This is a genomic window from Terriglobia bacterium, from assembly GCA_036496425.1.
Taxonomy (GTDB): Bacteria; Acidobacteriota; Terriglobia; order 20CM-2-55-15; family 20CM-2-55-15; genus 20CM-2-55-15.
Map to the genome: position 1 here is coordinate 21,378 of DASXLG010000024.1, position 15,506 is coordinate 36,883.

10 protein-coding genes are annotated in these 15,506 nt (G+C 57.6%); 4 read left to right on the forward strand and 6 right to left on the reverse strand.

What is annotated here, in order from left to right:
* Positions 1-19: 19 nt before the first annotated feature.
* Positions 20-2,581, reverse strand: a complete 2,562-nt coding sequence (gene ligD, locus VGK48_01990) for a DNA ligase D (protein ID HEY2379929.1) — start codon at positions 2,579-2,581, stop codon at positions 20-22.
* A 34-nt stretch (positions 2,582-2,615) separates the two neighbouring features.
* On the opposite strand from ligD, the gene VGK48_01995 reads away from it, so the two are divergent.
* Positions 2,616-2,873, forward strand: coding sequence for a hypothetical protein (locus tag VGK48_01995; GenBank protein HEY2379930.1), 258 nt, complete (start codon positions 2,616-2,618; stop codon positions 2,871-2,873).
* Between the two features lie 99 nt (positions 2,874-2,972).
* Here VGK48_01995 and VGK48_02000 read toward each other — a convergent pair whose 3' ends face one another.
* Together VGK48_02000 and VGK48_02005 are read right to left on the reverse strand one after the other, a co-directional pair.
* Entirely contained in the window at positions 2,973-4,136 is a 1,164-nt protein-coding gene (locus VGK48_02000) for a glycosyltransferase family A protein (GenBank protein HEY2379931.1), read from the reverse strand.
* Positions 4,137-4,150: 14 nt separating this feature from the next.
* Positions 4,151-4,777 carry a ribonuclease H-like domain-containing protein gene (locus tag VGK48_02005; GenBank protein HEY2379932.1) on the reverse strand — a complete coding sequence of 209 codons (627 nt, stop codon included), beginning with the start codon at positions 4,775-4,777 and terminating at the stop codon, positions 4,151-4,153.
* Between the two features lie 204 nt (positions 4,778-4,981).
* On the opposite strand from VGK48_02005, the gene VGK48_02010 reads away from it, so the two are divergent.
* Positions 4,982-5,923, forward strand: coding sequence for a FecR domain-containing protein (locus VGK48_02010; protein HEY2379933.1), 942 nt, complete (start codon positions 4,982-4,984; stop codon positions 5,921-5,923).
* Between the two features lie 65 nt (positions 5,924-5,988).
* On the opposite strand, the gene VGK48_02015 is transcribed toward VGK48_02010, so the two are convergent.
* The 3 genes from VGK48_02015 to VGK48_02025 all read right to left on the reverse strand — a co-directional run bounded on the left by VGK48_02015 (position 5,989) and on the right by VGK48_02025 (position 12,045).
* Positions 5,989-9,312, reverse strand: coding sequence for a carboxypeptidase regulatory-like domain-containing protein (locus VGK48_02015; GenBank protein HEY2379934.1), 3,324 nt, complete (start codon positions 9,310-9,312; stop codon positions 5,989-5,991).
* Between the two features lie 371 nt (positions 9,313-9,683).
* Positions 9,684-10,415, reverse strand: a complete 732-nt coding sequence (locus VGK48_02020; GenBank protein ID HEY2379935.1) for an SDR family oxidoreductase — start codon at positions 10,413-10,415, stop codon at positions 9,684-9,686.
* A 100-nt stretch (positions 10,416-10,515) separates the two neighbouring features.
* Entirely contained in the window at positions 10,516-12,045 is a 1,530-nt protein-coding gene (locus VGK48_02025; protein HEY2379936.1) for a DUF6178 family protein, read from the reverse strand.
* A 235-nt stretch (positions 12,046-12,280) separates the two neighbouring features.
* Between VGK48_02025 and VGK48_02030 the strand changes: the two genes are divergently transcribed.
* Positions 12,281-14,242: an RNB domain-containing ribonuclease gene (locus VGK48_02030; protein ID HEY2379937.1), complete on the forward strand. Its 1,962-nt coding sequence runs from the start codon at positions 12,281-12,283 to the stop codon at positions 14,240-14,242.
* Positions 14,239-15,279: a hypothetical protein gene (locus VGK48_02035; protein HEY2379938.1), complete on the forward strand. Its 1,041-nt coding sequence runs from the start codon at positions 14,239-14,241 to the stop codon at positions 15,277-15,279. The genes VGK48_02030 and VGK48_02035 overlap by 4 nt, the downstream gene beginning before the upstream one ends.
* The last annotated feature ends 227 nt before the right edge of the window (positions 15,280-15,506 follow it).

A 15,506-nucleotide genomic window follows, 5' to 3' on the forward strand; every position in this document is an offset into this window, starting at 1 on the left:
TGCAATTTCCAATAAGTTTTCACTTTTTCTTCAAAACCTTCAAAAATCCCGATACATCTTGCCTATCCGAGAGCGCTTTCTCGAAGAGATCACCAAATCTATCCAATCGTTTGAAAATCGTCTTGATCGTGTACGCGTCCGGATCAATCGGTTTCTGGAACTCACTCCATTTCAGCGGCGTTGAAACCGGAGCGCCCGGCCGCGGCCTGGGCGAATAGACCGAAGCGACCGTCTTGCCGCGGATGTTCTGCAGGTAGTCGACATAGACCTCGTGCGGCTTCCGCTTTTTCACGACGCGTTCGATCGTAGCGTACTGCGGAATCCGCTGAACCACCACCGAAGCGACCGCCTCGGCGAATCTCCGAACGTCTTCATACGTGAACGCCTTCTCCAGCACGGGCAGATGAACGTGTATCCCGGTGGCACCCGATGTCTTCGGATATCCGCGCAGTCCAAGCTCATCGAGAACATCTTTCACGACGAGCGCCACCTTCTGCACCGTCGAATAAGGCGCTTCGACAGGATCGAGGTCGAACACCAGATAGTCGGCGAACTCCAGGTGCTGAACGCGCGACATCCAGGGGTTCTGCTGGATGTTGCCGGTGTTAGCGATATACAGCAACTGTTCGGGATCCGCGCCGATAAAGTACCGGATGTCGCGCCGGACATCTTCAGCCCAGATTTTCTGAGTGCGGATCCAAGCCGGAGTGTGGTCCGGCGCATCTTTTTGATAGAAAGACTTGCCGTGGATGCCGTTGGGAAAACGTTCGAAGACCAGCGGCCGGTCGAGCAGGTGCGGTATGAGATGCGGCGAGACTTTGTCGTAGTACTCAATCAGATCGCCTTTCGTATATCCATCCTCGGGCCAGAAAACCTTGTCAAGGTTCGTGAATTCTATTGGAAATTCGAGATTCGAAATTCGAGATTGGAAATCCGATTTCGAATCTCGAATTTCCAATCTCGAATTTCCAATAGAGTCCTCCGCTGGATCTCCCGCCACGCTATCCCTCAACACGCAGTCCTTTGGATCCACATCATCACGAAAGCCCTGAAAGATCGGCGACCGGAGCTTTCTGTCGGAGGTCCATTCGCCGAACTTCACTTCGCACACCAGCTTCGGCTGGACCCAGGTCGACTTTCGTACTTCCACGGGAACTTCCTTAAAGGGGCTCTTCTTTGTAATCAACGGCTGGAGCTGCTTTGCGGCATCGGCCAATGCCCGGTCATCAAAACCGCTGCCCGTCCGTCCGACAAAGATCAGATCGCCGTTATCGTACAGACCCAGCAGGAGCGCGCCGAAGTGTTTGCGGGAGCCGTCCGGAGGCGTGAATCCTCCGATGACAAATGCTTCCGTATGATGCGTCTTGATCTTGAGCCACTGCCTGGAGCGTGCCTGCTGATATGGACTTTTCTTGAGCTTCGCGACGATTCCTTCAAGATCGTGTCTGGCGACTGTCTCGAAGAATTGCCTGCCCTCGTCCTCCACATGGTCGGCGAATCGAATCCATCCGCCGTTGCTCTGGATGAGTTTCTGCAGCACCGCCTTGCGATCGATCAAGGGAAACTTCATCAGGTTGTAGCCGTTGATATAAAGCAGGTCGAAGGCATAGAAGTAGACCGGAATCTGCTCGTCGGCGGCCGCAATATCTTTCGCCCGGGACAGGTGAATGCGCGGCTGAATCCGGCTGAAGTACGCGCGGCCCTGTTCATCGAGAGCAACGATCTCGCCATCAAGGATGGTGGTTTCCACCGGCAGGCCGGCGACGGCGGCAGCCAACGTCGGGAAACGGTGCGCCAGGCTTTTTCCGTTGCGTGTCCACATCTCGACTTTGCCGCCGTCCTTGAAAACGAGAGCGCGCATTCCGTCGAGTTTCAGTTCGAACAGCCACTCTTTGCTGTCGAACGGTTTGTCGCTGAGGGTCGCTAGCATCGGCTGAATCGACTTCGGCATCGCCGTATGGCCGGGCTTTTTCATCCCGTGGTTTTCGAGTTCGCGTTCGATGGGAGTTACCCATTGCTTGGTGTCCTTCTGCGCACCCATGTCGTCTACCAGCTTTCCGGAAATCACCGACTCGGGCCGGGCCTCGGTGATGACGACTTGGGGGTTGGCGTGATCGTCGCGAATCTTGAAGAAGATCCATTGCCGCGGATCACGGCTGCCGCGCACCAGGACCCACTCGCCGTGAAGCTTTCTGCCGTGCAGGACGAAATGGAATTTGCCTTTCTTCCAGGCCGCCTCCGGGGTTTTGGGATCGACCATGTCGTAGGTGCCATTGTCCCAGATAATGACTTTGCCGGCGCCGTAGTTCCCTTTCGGAATGACACCTTCAAACCCGCCGTAATCGAGCGGATGATCCTCGGTGAGCATGGCGAGACGTTTCTCATCCGGATCGAGACTCGGCCCTTTGGGTACGGCCCATGACCGGAGCACGCCGTCCATTTCGAGGCGGAAGTCGTAATGGAGGCGCGTGGCGTGATGTTTCTGGATGACGAAGCTGTTGCCGCTGCTTTTTTTGACTTCGCCTTCGGGCTCCGGCGTCTCGTGGAAGCGCCGTTTCTTTTTATATTCCTCAAGTCCCATCCGGAATCAAATCTATAATAGGCGGATGGGCCGAATGCGAATTAAAAAGAAGGAGGCCGTGATTCCGTTTCGCGAAACGGTCGCCTTCCGTTTGCTGATCGCCGGCGGCTGGGCCGTGCTTTTCATCGTGGCGCTGTACATTCTTGCGGGCGCCTTCCGGACCAGCCTGGTATTGGCGATTGTCTCCGGCCTCGTTGCCGTGGGCTCCGCTTACGGAATCGTCTACAACCTCGACCACATGCGCGATGCGAAGGTGCCTAAGGAAACGATGAACCGGATGAAGAGAAGATAGCTATTGGATCATTGCATCAATTGACGTTGCTTCATTTCTTCAATTGATGCAATGCAGAAACGTCCAATGATGCAATGATCCAATGCGTCTTTTCACTTTTCAGGAGCGCGTCAATGTTTCCGAGTGTTTACGGGACTTGACCGCGCGCCCGGTGCGCCGAATTTCGATCAATGTCAGTGCGGCGGCGGGTATGTAGCTGAACACCCAGAGCGGCGCGAACCAGGCGGCGGCGCGCAGGCGGCGGGCAAAAAGAAAATAGCTGGTCCACATCAGCAAATAGTTGACGCCGGAAAAGGCCAGGATGCTGGCTCCCGCAAAGTTATCGATGCCGTGGACGAGGCCGAAAATCAGGCCGGCGACACTCAGGGCGGCCATCACGGCTCCTCCGATCACAAAACTGACCGAACTTGCCCCGTAACGGCGTTCAGGATCCATATTCGACGACCACGAACAGACGCTCGCATCGCGCCACATCCATCGGGAGCCGTCGCTGGCAAAGGTCCGCAGCCCTTCGATCTGATATCCCCAGAGATTCCACGCCGCGTCGTTCAGGATCCCCGGCATGCGGTTGATCTTATTGATCACCTCGAACGCCTCGCGATTCAGAAGCAGAAATGACGATTCGAACTCCAGCCCTTTGCGCTTTTCCCGGCGGCGGTTCGCGATGCGGACCATCTGAAGGATGTGTTCCATGGACGGCGCAATAATCTTCTGCAAAAAGGAGCGGCAGCGCACGCCGGGCCGCAGCACAAGAGCCGATATCTCATTGGAGCCGGCAAATTCGATGGCGGTTTCAACCGCGAACCGGTCCAGAATGACCTCGGAATCGAGGACCACGAACCAGCGGCCACGGGCGACCGGCTGCGCATGTTCGAGCGCGCGAATGCGATCATTGGCGGTATCGATCGGAAACAGCGTCGGGACCGTACGCACCGGGATATGGGAACGGGCGCCGCGAATCTGCTTCGCCATCTCGGCGAAGCGCCGGTCCTCCTCCCAGTAGATCAGGACAAGTTCAATGAAGGGGTAAGATTGCCCGAAAATCGAGCGGATGGCCCGTTCGATCTCGGCGGTCTTATCCGCGATCCCATGCATCGGCACAAAAACCGAAATCACGCCGTATGCCCCCGAAGCGCGCCGCGCCATGAAGCGGTTACGCCCGGAGATTCCCAGCCAGGTCTCGAGAAAAACCAGAAGCGTGGCGAGAGCGGCGAGCCAGCACACGAATAGCAGGGCATACTGGAGCAAAGACCAAGACCCCATACCTTTCTTCTAATTTATCTGTAGTAATTTTTCAATCGCTGATACAGCTCGCCCGTCGCTTTACAATCGGCGAGACAATAATGTGCGATTTCCTGGAGGCGTCCCTGCTTGAAATAATCCCCGACTTTGCTGCCGTTGATGCCGTTTTTGGGTGAATCGACACCGAAAATCTCGCAGAAGAATTCCAGCGTGCCCTTGCGGTAGCGCTCGAAGTTGGTGAGGACTTCGCGGACGTCGAAATGACGCTCGGTGCTGAAGCGGCGGGTATCGAGAAGGATATCGCGGGGGATCGGTACGCCCATGATGGCGCTCCGGATATTGATGTAGGGAAAATCGAACGACTTCCCGTTGAAGGTCACGAACCGCTGCGGCCGGATCTGGCCCATGTCGGACCAGAAGTTGGCCAGCAGTTCGCGCTCGTCGGGCTGGCAATAGGCGCGCGACCGCTCGAGCTCGAGCCAGTGCACGCCGATACAGATGATTCTGCCGGTGCAGGGGTCCAGGCCGAGCGACGAGAGCACCTTCTGCCGGTCCTCGTCGGTAGGCACGTCCAGAAGTATTTCTCGCGCGCGAGTGGACATACCGTCCGGGTCCTGCCCGACCGTTTCGATATCGATGACTAGTGTCGACGGCTGTCCCATTCCCACAGCTTACGCAACCCCCGGACAAGTCAGGGGCGCCCGGGAAGGAACACTAGAACTATTGGAAATTGCATCATTGGAGGTTTCTTCAGTTCTAAATTTGAAATGAAGAAATCTCTAATGATGCAATTTCCAATAGTCTCCTTTTGGAGTTCGAATTGCAGAGGGAGTACAATAGGCGCAGCCTTCCCCAAGGAGTTGACTATGAACACCATCGTGTTTGCGTTGATGATGCAGGTGGCCAGCACGTCCTTCATCGTTTCAACCAAGGCCGGCGTGGTGAATTATGTGCAGGGCGCGGCGACAGTCAAAATGGCGACCGTTGCAAAGCCAGGCGTGCCGATCGGAACCGGCCCCAACGGCCGGCTGGAAATTCTATTGAATCCCGGCTCGTACCTGCGGATGGGTGCCAACTCGCAGGTCATTCTGGACAAAGTGCAGTTCGACGACATGGCGATTCACGTCGTGCAAGGGTCCGCTCTGGTTGAAGCCTCCGGCTTCAGTAAAGACCTCCCGCTGACGGTCACCACCGGTAACCTGCACATGCAGATCATCAAGGACGGCATCTATCTCTTCAGTGACGGACGAGTCACTGTCGTGGAAGGAAAGATCCGCGATGCCGGCAACAGCCTCGTCTACGGCAAAGGCTTCCAGCTTTCGGATGATCAAGGGTACCGCGCCCGGAAAGTGCAGACCTTCACGACGGCTCTGGAGCTTTGGAGCCAGCAGCGTGACTCGCAGATTGCGTCGGCCAACGCGAACATCGCGAGGAGCCTGAATTCGACGGCCGGAGTACCTTACGGTTCATTCCAGGACGTCTGGCTGTGGTCTCAGTTGCTCGGGTCCTTTATTTACATGCCGGGTGGGCGATACCGTTCGCCTTACGGATACACCTACACGCAGATCGTACCCGTCTACAACGGCGGAGGCGGATATGGCGGTGGCGGGCGCTCCAACAGCGGCACCATTGCTTCAAACAATAACGGCAATACGAACACTGGCGGCGGGGGCGGCGGTGCCTTTACCGCGGCGTCGGCTGCAGGCCGTGGCGGTGGTCCCGGGGGCTCCGCCGGTGGAATCAGCAGCGCCGGGTCCGGCGGTGGGGGCGGAAGGCCGTCCGGTCCTGCAAGATCGGTATCGAAGTAACCGATTTTCAAGACGAAAAAAGAGCACGGGGTTGAACCCCGTGCTCTTTTTTTGTCTGAAAGAAGCTAGAAAACGATTCTACCGACGACCGTAATCTGCCGCGGATTGCTTGTGAAGAATCCGTCTTCGAAATGACCGAACTCCGGATTATTGACCAGCAGGAAACTCCGGGTGGTGTTGTTCTGATTCGGATAGACATCGTTCAACAGGTCTCCGGTGAACTGCGGGTGGTTGAAGATATTGAAAATCTGCCCCGCAACTTCGAACCGCGTCTTCTCCGTGATACCGAAACGTTTCATCAACTGGAAGTCGACGTCATCTGTTCGGCGTAGCGGATAGGTGTTCCTTCCCGCGTTCGGGAAAGCCCCGAGTCCGGCCACTACATACCGCGCGTTGGAATGGTTCGCAACGTAAGCGACGATGCTGCGGTCGCCCGCTGCAACGGCCGCACCCGCAGCGTTGTATGGAGTGACATCGCTGCCGAGCAGAGCCTGGCCGCTGGTATTGACGACAGCCCGATCCCCAGCCGTGTCGTTGTTGAGATTGGAATCGACGCCGCTTTGAACGGTCGCGTACTCCGGCGACTGGAAGGTATATGAACCGGTGATGTTCCAGTTGCCGACGACATTCTTCAGCAACCAGCTGCCGTTCGAAAACGGCTTGAAGTCGTAGACAGGCGCAAACGTGAACCTGAGACGGCGATCCAGAGCCGAAGTCGACCAGTCGTTACGCATATTGCCGAAATCCTGGCCGCGGCGCGGCGTCAGTTCGGTACTGAACACTGTCGCGGTGGAATCGTCCAGTGCATGACTCCATGTGAAAGCGGCGGCGTAGGAGAAGTTGTTGGTGTACCGCTTGATCAGCTGAAGAGCCAAGCCGTTGTATTTGGAATTCCCGATGGGCTCGTAAGCCGTGATCGTGTTGGGGAATCCCGCTGCCGCATAGCTGTTGGAGCCATTCCCGCCGGTCATGGCGTTGAGCTGATCCTGCAGGCCACCCAGTGTCCGGGGCAGCGTTGCCAGAGTCGCAAGGCTCGGCATCGTGAAGTACGTCGGCAGGCCGTTCGTCGGAGTAATGTTCGAAATGCGATTGAGCTGATCCTGCACGAACAGGTGAACGCCCTTGGTGCCGAGGTAACGGGCTTCGATCGTGTAGTTGCTGCCGAAACTTCGCTGAATGCTGACGGTGTAATTGATCGAATACGGCCGGATCTGTTCGTTCGGCATGAACGATGCAACGGCCGCACGCGCCGCCACGGGATCGGTCGTGATCACGATCGCGTTGGAAGGCAGCAGGCCTCCATTCTTCAGGAAATTCGGCGTCTGCATGGTCAAGTCGACGTCATGCGTCTGCTGGAAGTACGCCGGCTTCGCGTTGATATTCAGGTTGTTGTACGTCAGATCGTAATTGAGGCTGAACCCGCCGCGCACGGCCCAATCGGTCCTGCCGCTGGGAGTCCAGGCAAATCCGATCTTCGGCGCCCAGTTCGTCTTCTGGGGCGTCGGTTCCGCAAACGTGATCAGTCCCGGCACATTCGCCGGAGCACTGAACTTCTGGTAACGCGTCAGAACCGGCACGGTCATGTATTCGTACCGCAGGCCGAGGTTCAACGTCAGGTTGGGCTTTACTCGAAAGTCGTCATTGACGTACATGCTATGGAAGAGATAACCCGCAGGCGTTCCTCCGGTGACTCCCACGCTGCGCTCACCCTCGCTATCCGGGCTCAGGTCATGCAGGTACAGATCGACCATCGTATAGTCATAGTCGCCGCGTTCACGCTGGATGAAAGAGTTGCTGGCGATCACGTCCAGGAACTGGTATCCGGCCTTGACCGTGTGCCTGGAAAACGTCTTGGTGAAATTCTCGTTCGCCTGAAGCTGCCCCTGAATGTATCCCTGTGGGGCGCTCGAGTCCGGACCGACCTGAAGATTCAGATCGTCGAACTGCAGGTTCGGGAACTGGTCGAGGCCGGGGAACGTGAAGTTCCCAACCGGGAAGTTATTGTTCTTCCTGCTGTAAGAAACCCGGAATTCGTTGAGCGCCGTCGCCGAGAAGGTGTGGAACTCTGAGATTGAAAAGAGGTGTCGATTGTCCGGAACCGGCGTATAGAAGACAGGCAACTGCGCGAATGTATCGATACTATTGTACCTGTTGTAGATATACCGGCCGCGGATCTTATCGGAATTGCTTGCGTCATAGTCGATGGAGGCCACGATATTTTGCTTATTGAAGAACGACGGACCCGAAACACTGATGGATCCCGTCGGAATCGCCACGCCACCGACCGTGATCGAAGGCGCGTTCGCAATGGGCGCGGGCGCCAGATACTTCGTCAGAATGCCGAGGTTCGTCGCGCTGATACCCGGCAACCCCGCGATCGTGGCAAAGCCTGCGGCCGTGGGGCCAACGATGGGCGAGCCCGGAACCGAAGCCTGGCCTTCCGGCGAATACTCGTAATCCCCGAAATAGAACAGCTTGTTCTTGATGATGGGACCGCCGACCGTTCCGCCCACGCGGTTGTAATCGAGACGGGGAATACGCACACCGGGTGCCGGGAATCCCTGTGCCGCCACTTTTCCGTCCAGGGCGTTCATGTTCCGGTTGTTGACGTACTCATACAAGGAACCGTGAATGTCGTTCGTGCCGCTCTGCGTGACGATGTTGAAAATGCCTCCGGAGGCGCCGCCGAACTCCGGGCTGAACTGGTTCTCGAGAATCGAGAACTGGGCGACGGCGTCGTTAGGCACGGTCACAGTCGGCCCCGTCACGTCATGACGGTTATTGTCCACGCCGTCGACAAAGAACGCGTTGTTCGTTTGCCTCTGGCCGCCGACCGACGGTCCTTCACCATAACCCATACCGCCGCTCTGCGTGACGCCGGGCGCCAGCAAACTCAAGTTCAATACGCCGGTGTCGTTGATGAAGTTGCCGGCCATCGGCTGATTGACCGCCTGATCCGCCTTGAAGGTGGTTTCCAATTGAGAGGTCGACGAGTCGATCAGCGGCGGCGCTTCACGCACGACGACATCTGCACTTACCGAAGACACCTGCATGGTGATGTTTTCGGTGGAGGTTCGATTCAATTCCACCTGCACATTCGCCAGTCTTTGCGGTGTCATCCCGCTCGCTGTAATGTTGACGTCATAGGTACCGACCGGGGCGTTGTTGATCCGGAACTCGCCGACGGAATTCGTCGTCGCCGTGTACACGATGCCGGTGGCCTTGTTCGTCGCCGCCACCATCGCGTTCGGAATCACGGCTTGAGTGGCATCCGTTACGGTGCCCAGGATGACGCCGTCGCTAGCCTGAGCGAACAGACCCGGCACCGCTCCGACGAGTCCGACTATCACCAACGCCACAAGCATCAATGATCTGGTTTTAGAAAACATTCACTGACCCTCCTTCTCGAGAGTTGAAAAGAGACATTACTAGTCATCGATCTATTGCAATTTTTTGAATAAAAGTCACCTGCGGCAGGCCAATTAGCGAACGTGTTCGACAGTTTCCAAAGTCTGCGCTTCAAGTGTTTCGCCCTGGTCGCGAGGGGGTGAGAGTTCAGGCGCTTGAACCGTTCTCGTTAAAATATTCAAGATAGAGCGTCTGGATGTCAACAATATCTTTATTTTAGGGGGTCAGACCCGACCCGTTAGGTAGGGATCGTGGTTTTCAAAATCACGATCCTGGTTTGACAAACCATGATCCTGTTTTCAAAATCACGATCCTGTCCTGCAAATCTTGAGCCTGGAAGGCCTTAAAGTGCTTAAATTTTGAGGGTTAGCCCGCCATCCACCGTCAAAACCTGGCCGGTGATGTAATTGTCCGGCTCCAGAAAGAGGAGGATGGCCCGGGCGACGTCCTGCGGACGACCGTAGCGGGGAATGGCCTTCTTCTCCACAAACGGATCGTATTTGCCGCTTTTGACGCTTTCCAAGGCCATTCCAGCGTTATTGACGCCGGGTGCGACCACATTGATGCGGATCTTCCACTGTTTCGCCAGGATGCGGGCTGTATGGGTCAAAGCGGCCTTCGGTGCCGCATAAACGGTGCTGCCGGGAAACGCCGCCACGGCCTGCATGGTGGAGATGAACACAATCGTCCCGTCCCGATCTCCGGCAGCCGCGGCAAAATCACGCGCCAGAAGCACCGGGCCGGCGAAGTTAACGCGCATGGATTCAATAAGATCGTGTTCGGTTGCCTGTTCGATCGGTATTCTGGCGGGATTCCCGAGGAGGGGTACCAGACCATAGAGTTCTCCGGCATCCTGCGCTGCATCCATAAGAGCCGCCCGGACGGCGCTGTCCAGAACGTCGCCCACGACAACCGGTATCCGGACACCATATTTTTCCGAAAGGCGGCCGGCGAGCGCCTCCGCGCGTTCCTGGTTGGTCCTGCACCCGATTACGGGGACAGCTCCGCGGGCGGCCAGTTCCTCTGCTAAAAAGGCTCCCAGTCCGCCAGAGCCGCCGGCGAGAATGATCGATTTACCTTTCAATGTTTCACCCCGGCTCCGTCAAAGTTATTTAGCCGCAGATGACGCGGATGGCGCATCTGCGTCATCCGCGTCATCTGCGGCTAAAACCTGTTTCGGCCCCTTACTCCATATAAATGCTGCCGATAAACCGGGGATCAACCGGTTTTCCCACGAGCGGCTCGAACTCTTCGCGAAGGTCTGCCCACCAGCGTTCCGCGAAGGGTCGAATCCCCGCCGGAACCTCGACTTCCGGCAGCTGGAATCCCTGCTTAAAGAAAGCTTCAACTTCGGCAGCCTGGAGCGGTTTGGGCTCAAGCTTCCCGCTGACACCAAACTGAATCGTGGCCGTGTTGAAGGTGCGGCGGAACGATTGTGCGGTTCCCGGAAACGCTGCCAGGAAAACCTGGACCATGTCCCGCAGTTGATGCAGGCGGGTTCGTGCGGTTTCGACGTCCGCGAGGGATTGGAAATTCCGGTAGCGCCCCTCCTCGATCACCAGAGGTTTGAACCGCCGTACCGCTTCCAGGAACTGCTGGTCTTCTTCATCGAGGGCCGCTGTTTGAAAACCGGGAAACTGGGCGAGACGATCGGCCTCATCGCGCAGGCGAGCAGCCTGGTCGAAGCCGATCTTGAAAATCGTCTGGATATAGCTCTTTCGCAGCACCTGTGGCGCGGATTCGGGACGGCCGCCGGTGAGGTATTCCAAACCGATGGTCAGAAAGTCCCGCATCTCTTCCAGCGCTGGCCGGATGCCTTCAAGTTCTCCGAGGTTCACCAGGTTGGCCGAGAGGATCCGGTTTCCCAGCGCCGTCAATTCCTGCGCAAAATGGTCCGATTCCTCCGGATCCGTGATCTGGCCGAATGCTTTCATCAGAAACACGCCGCCGAGCAGCGAGTCCGCGAACACAGCCGGCAGGTTGCCGGGATTTTCTTCGCCGGCAATGCTTTCGGTCGGCTTTTCGCGATCAGCTACGGCTTCAGGCTTGGATGCGGGCGGAATGGCGTAGATCGACATTGCATCGTAGTAATCGACAAACCCGTGCATCTCGAGACGGCGATTCTTGTTGTCGTACGCCACTTCCTCCAGCTCGACGCGGGTCGTATACCGCACCCTTGTGAGAATCTGCGTACCGAGCGCCGGGTTGTATTTGAACAGCGCATCCAGGATGAGCATCCCGATCGTGGCCGGCTCCCCCTCCTCGAGCGGCTCGACGCCGAAACGGTTATCCGGCGTGAAGATCATCTGGGTGCCCGTCGGCGGATCGTCACGATCGATTTCATACACATGGATCAGATCTTTCAGGAACAACGCGGTCACCGCCTCGTCGATTCCGGAGATCGCCTTCATGGTTTCCTCCACGCCCGACTGAATAAACGCGGTCACCCACTCCATGAACGGCTTTCGCACGAACGTGTCTTTCCGCCAGCAATCCAGATCGATGAAACCCCGCACCTGCCTGCCGGAAACCAGCGACAGCAGATCGAGGCTGTCGGCCAGCCCCAGGTGTTTTATGGTGAAGAATACTTCCTCGAAGGACGCGGTCCGCACCACGTGCGCGGCGTCCGGACGCGACAGGAATTCGTCGAGCTCTTCCCGGTTCTCGACCCGCAGTGAAGATCCGACCAGCGGACTCAGCATTTCGTTGGACATAGGAGAACAGTGTAGCGTGAACGGACACCCTGATAACAAACCTCGAATAAGCGATTCTCATTAAACACTTCCCATCGCCCCAATCTTCACCTTGTCCCTGATCGATAGGACTGACGGTGGAAGGGACAGAATAGTTATGGAGAAATTGGGGAAATGGGAAGTGTTTAATGGGAATCGCTTATTCGAGGTTTGTTAACAGGCAAAAGAAGTCTTCACTGGTGTCGCAGCGTTTAGAATGTCGGTGATGTTCCTGGAAGGACACATGGTCGAGTTCCTGGATGGAGACCAATTGCGCGTCGGATATGTGCGCAAACAGGAACGGGACCGGCTGCACGTCGTCGATCCGCGAGGCCGGAATATCAGTGTCGGAGGGGACCGCGTCGTCATTGCCCACCGGCCGGTTACGGAGGACGACTTCCCTTCCGCAGCGCGGCAGCTGGCCGACAAGGTCGCCGCGCATCAATCGCAAATCGATATCGAATTGCTCTGGCAGTCCGTCAATGAAGTGCACCGCGATCTCGAAACCACAGAACTGGCCGAATTGTTCTTCGCCGAAGCCACGCCGGAGGCCGCGTCCGCGGTGTTTCGCGCCCTGTCCGAAGATAACCTGTTCTTCAAACGGAGGGGCGCGCAGTTTCAGGCCAGGACAGACGAGCAGGTCGGCGCTGAACGCACCCGCCGGCAGCGTGAGCAGGAACGCAAAGATTTTCGCGAGCACGCAACGAAGCGGATTGCTCAATTGCTGAAGACGAAAAACGGCGTCATCCCGGCCGATGCGGAACCTCTCATCGATCGCATCCAGAACTGGCTGCGGCATCGAACCGGCGACGAAGTGGGTAATCTTCTCGCGGAAATTGTAGGCCCGGCAAAAGCGCGAGACGCGGCCTACGAGATCCTGCTGGCTGCCGGGAGAGTTCACGCCGCAACCGATCGGTTCCTGGTGATGGCGGGAATCGAAACCGAATTCTCTGAGCCGTTCCAGGAGGCCGCCGCCGCCTTCGCTCCGTACGTTCCCAGCCCGGCGCGTACGGATTTCCAGAACCTGGCGGCGTTTACCATCGACGACGAGGACACGCGCGAAGTCGATGACGCGCTCACCGTCGTGCACGACGGGAACGAAATTATTGTCGGGATCCATATTGCAGACGTCTCGGCGTTCATCTCCAGGGGCGATCTGCTCGACGCGGAAGCGGCTAAGCGTTCAGCGACGATCTATCTGCCGACCGGCAGCGTCCGGATGTTTCCGGAACGGCTGTCGACCGACCTGATGAGCCTGAACGCCGGACGGCCCTGTCCCGCCTACACTGTCGAGGTCCGCTTCGACGAGCAAGGCAACCGGCTGGGCTACCGCATCACGCTCTCGACGATTAACATCGCCAGACGTTGGTCGTACGATCAGGCGGATGAAGGCCTGAAAGCGGACGATGCGGCGCTTCAAACTCTGCATCGGATCGCAACCCAACTGCACGATGCACGGGCGGCGCGGGGCGCCATCACCTTCCGGCGGCCGGAACTCAAGATTCATGTCAGCGGAAATGAGATCCAAGTCCACGTGATCGATCCGAATTCCCCATCCCGGCTCATCGTCAGCGAAATGATGATCCTGGCCAACGGTCTTTCGGCGGATTTCGCGTCGGTCAATGCTCTCGGCGTGATCTACCGGACGCAGGAGCCGCGGGAGGCTGTCGCTGTGGAAGAGGCTCCCGCCGTGGAAGCGCTGGCCTTTGAACGATTGCGCAAGACTTTTAAACGATCGCGCCTTTCACTGACTCCGGGACTGCATTCCGGGTTGGGCCTGACGGCCTATACCCAGGCCTCGTCTCCGATCCGGAGATATGCGGATCTGGTGACGCAACGGCAATTCACCGCACTGCTTCGAGCAGAACCGATCCCGTACGGCCGGGAGGATTTGCTGCAAATCCTGGCGGGCGCCGAAGCCGCCGAGCAGGAGATTCGCGCAATCGAAGATCGTTCGACGAATTACTGGCTGCTGGAATACCTGTCGCGCTATAAGGCGAACGACCCTTTGCAGGCCGTTGTGCTCGACACCAAGGGAAATGTCGAACTGAAAGACTATTATCTGCGCGCGAAATTGACTGCCGCGGGCAAGGCCCTGCCTGGAGTGACGATTGATGTCGCAATCGAATCCGTCGATCCGGCGAGGGGCGACATCCGGTTGCGGCAATCGAACGTATGAATCCGTTGGAAAAGTTCGATTACCGGATCCCGTGCGACGACTTTCTGCTTTACGAACTCGGGCGGCTGATCGAAGAAGATAAAGTCTCATTGGACGAGCCGGAATTCGGGAGACTGATCGAGGCGGGGATCGCCGAACACGTCGAACGCCGGCTCGATATCCGGGCGGACATGGCATTGAATCTTCGCAAGGATCCCAGGCCCGGGTCCGGACGGCTGCTGCGCGCCATCGAAGACATCGAGACGCCGCTGAGGGACTTTCCGGAAATTATCCAGAGCTATGCGGCGTACCTGTTCGAAAGGCTTGAAACCTGCGCGGCCGCAGAGCCGGACGATCGCCTGACCACGGCTGCCGATGTGTTGTTCGAGTCGCCGGACGATCGCCAAACGGCGGCAGCGGCCCTGGATGCGCTCGGCGGCAGTCCTTGTGCCGTCAGCGCCCGCGTCCTGGCGCATGCGATCTCCGAGCCGATGCTCCCTGAGGATCTGGAGGGCAAAGCCTACCAGTATGTTCGCTCGATGTGGCCGCTGCCCCGCCACTACATTCTGTATTCTCTGAAGCCGCACACTCACGAAGACATTCCGTTCCGCTGGTTTCAATTGCTGATCGAGTGCGACGAACCGTCCGCTGTGGACCGCATTCTGGAAGAGATCGTCGTGCACGGAGACGATCCCATATTTCACGAGGACCTGCTGGCGTTGGCCGGTTTGTTCGCGCGGGGGAGTGATCCGGAAACTGAAGACAAAATCCTGCAGGTACTTAACAGCGAGGAGACGCCGAGGGCGGCTGCGGCGTTGCTGGAGAGGGTATTAAAGGACGAGAGGCCCGGGCGGGGCGCGGGGACGGAAAAATCTGGAACCTGGGCGGCGATGGATCGCCCGTTTGCGGCGAATAAGAAATATCTCGTAGCGGCGAAGCTGCTGGATTCGGGAAAAAACGAGGAGTGTATCCGGTCACTCGATACCCTGTTGAAGGAGGACCCTCAATACCCGCTCGCGCTCCTGCTGAAGAGACTGCTGGGTAGTGGTTTAATTTGAAAGGCTCGGCGACAATTCCCCTCCGTTTCCAAGGAGGGGTGGCCGCACGATCAACAAGAAGCTGCGAAGCCTCCTTAGCCGCGCGGACGGGGTGGTTATCAACGAACCGCGAAGCGTACCTTTTTTGTTTGAATTTGATAACCGCCCCGTCTGCGCCGCTAAGGAAAGGACCATTTTTGATGGCGCAGCCACCCCGCCTTGGAAAGGCGGGGAATGTTCGGTCTTCC

Bases quoted from the DNA above. Each gene is read 5' to 3' on its own strand.
- ligD (HEY2379929.1), bottom strand. From the start codon at position 2,581: ATGGGACTTGAGGAATATAAAAAGAAACGGCGCTTCCACGAGACGCCG.
- VGK48_01995 (HEY2379930.1), top strand. From the start codon at position 2,616: ATGCGAATTAAAAAGAAGGAGGCCGTGATTCCGTTTCGCGAAACGGTC.
- VGK48_02000 (HEY2379931.1), bottom strand. From the start codon at position 4,136: ATGGGGTCTTGGTCTTTGCTCCAGTATGCCCTGCTATTCGTGTGCTGG.
- VGK48_02005 (HEY2379932.1), bottom strand. From the start codon at position 4,777: ATGGGACAGCCGTCGACACTAGTCATCGATATCGAAACGGTCGGGCAG.
- VGK48_02010 (HEY2379933.1), top strand. From the start codon at position 4,982: ATGAACACCATCGTGTTTGCGTTGATGATGCAGGTGGCCAGCACGTCC.
- VGK48_02015 (HEY2379934.1), bottom strand. From the start codon at position 9,312: ATGTTTTCTAAAACCAGATCATTGATGCTTGTGGCGTTGGTGATAGTC.
- VGK48_02025 (HEY2379936.1), bottom strand. From the start codon at position 12,045: ATGTCCAACGAAATGCTGAGTCCGCTGGTCGGATCTTCACTGCGGGTC.
- VGK48_02030 (HEY2379937.1), top strand. From the start codon at position 12,281: ATGTCGGTGATGTTCCTGGAAGGACACATGGTCGAGTTCCTGGATGGA.
- VGK48_02035 (HEY2379938.1), top strand. From the start codon at position 14,239: ATGAATCCGTTGGAAAAGTTCGATTACCGGATCCCGTGCGACGACTTT.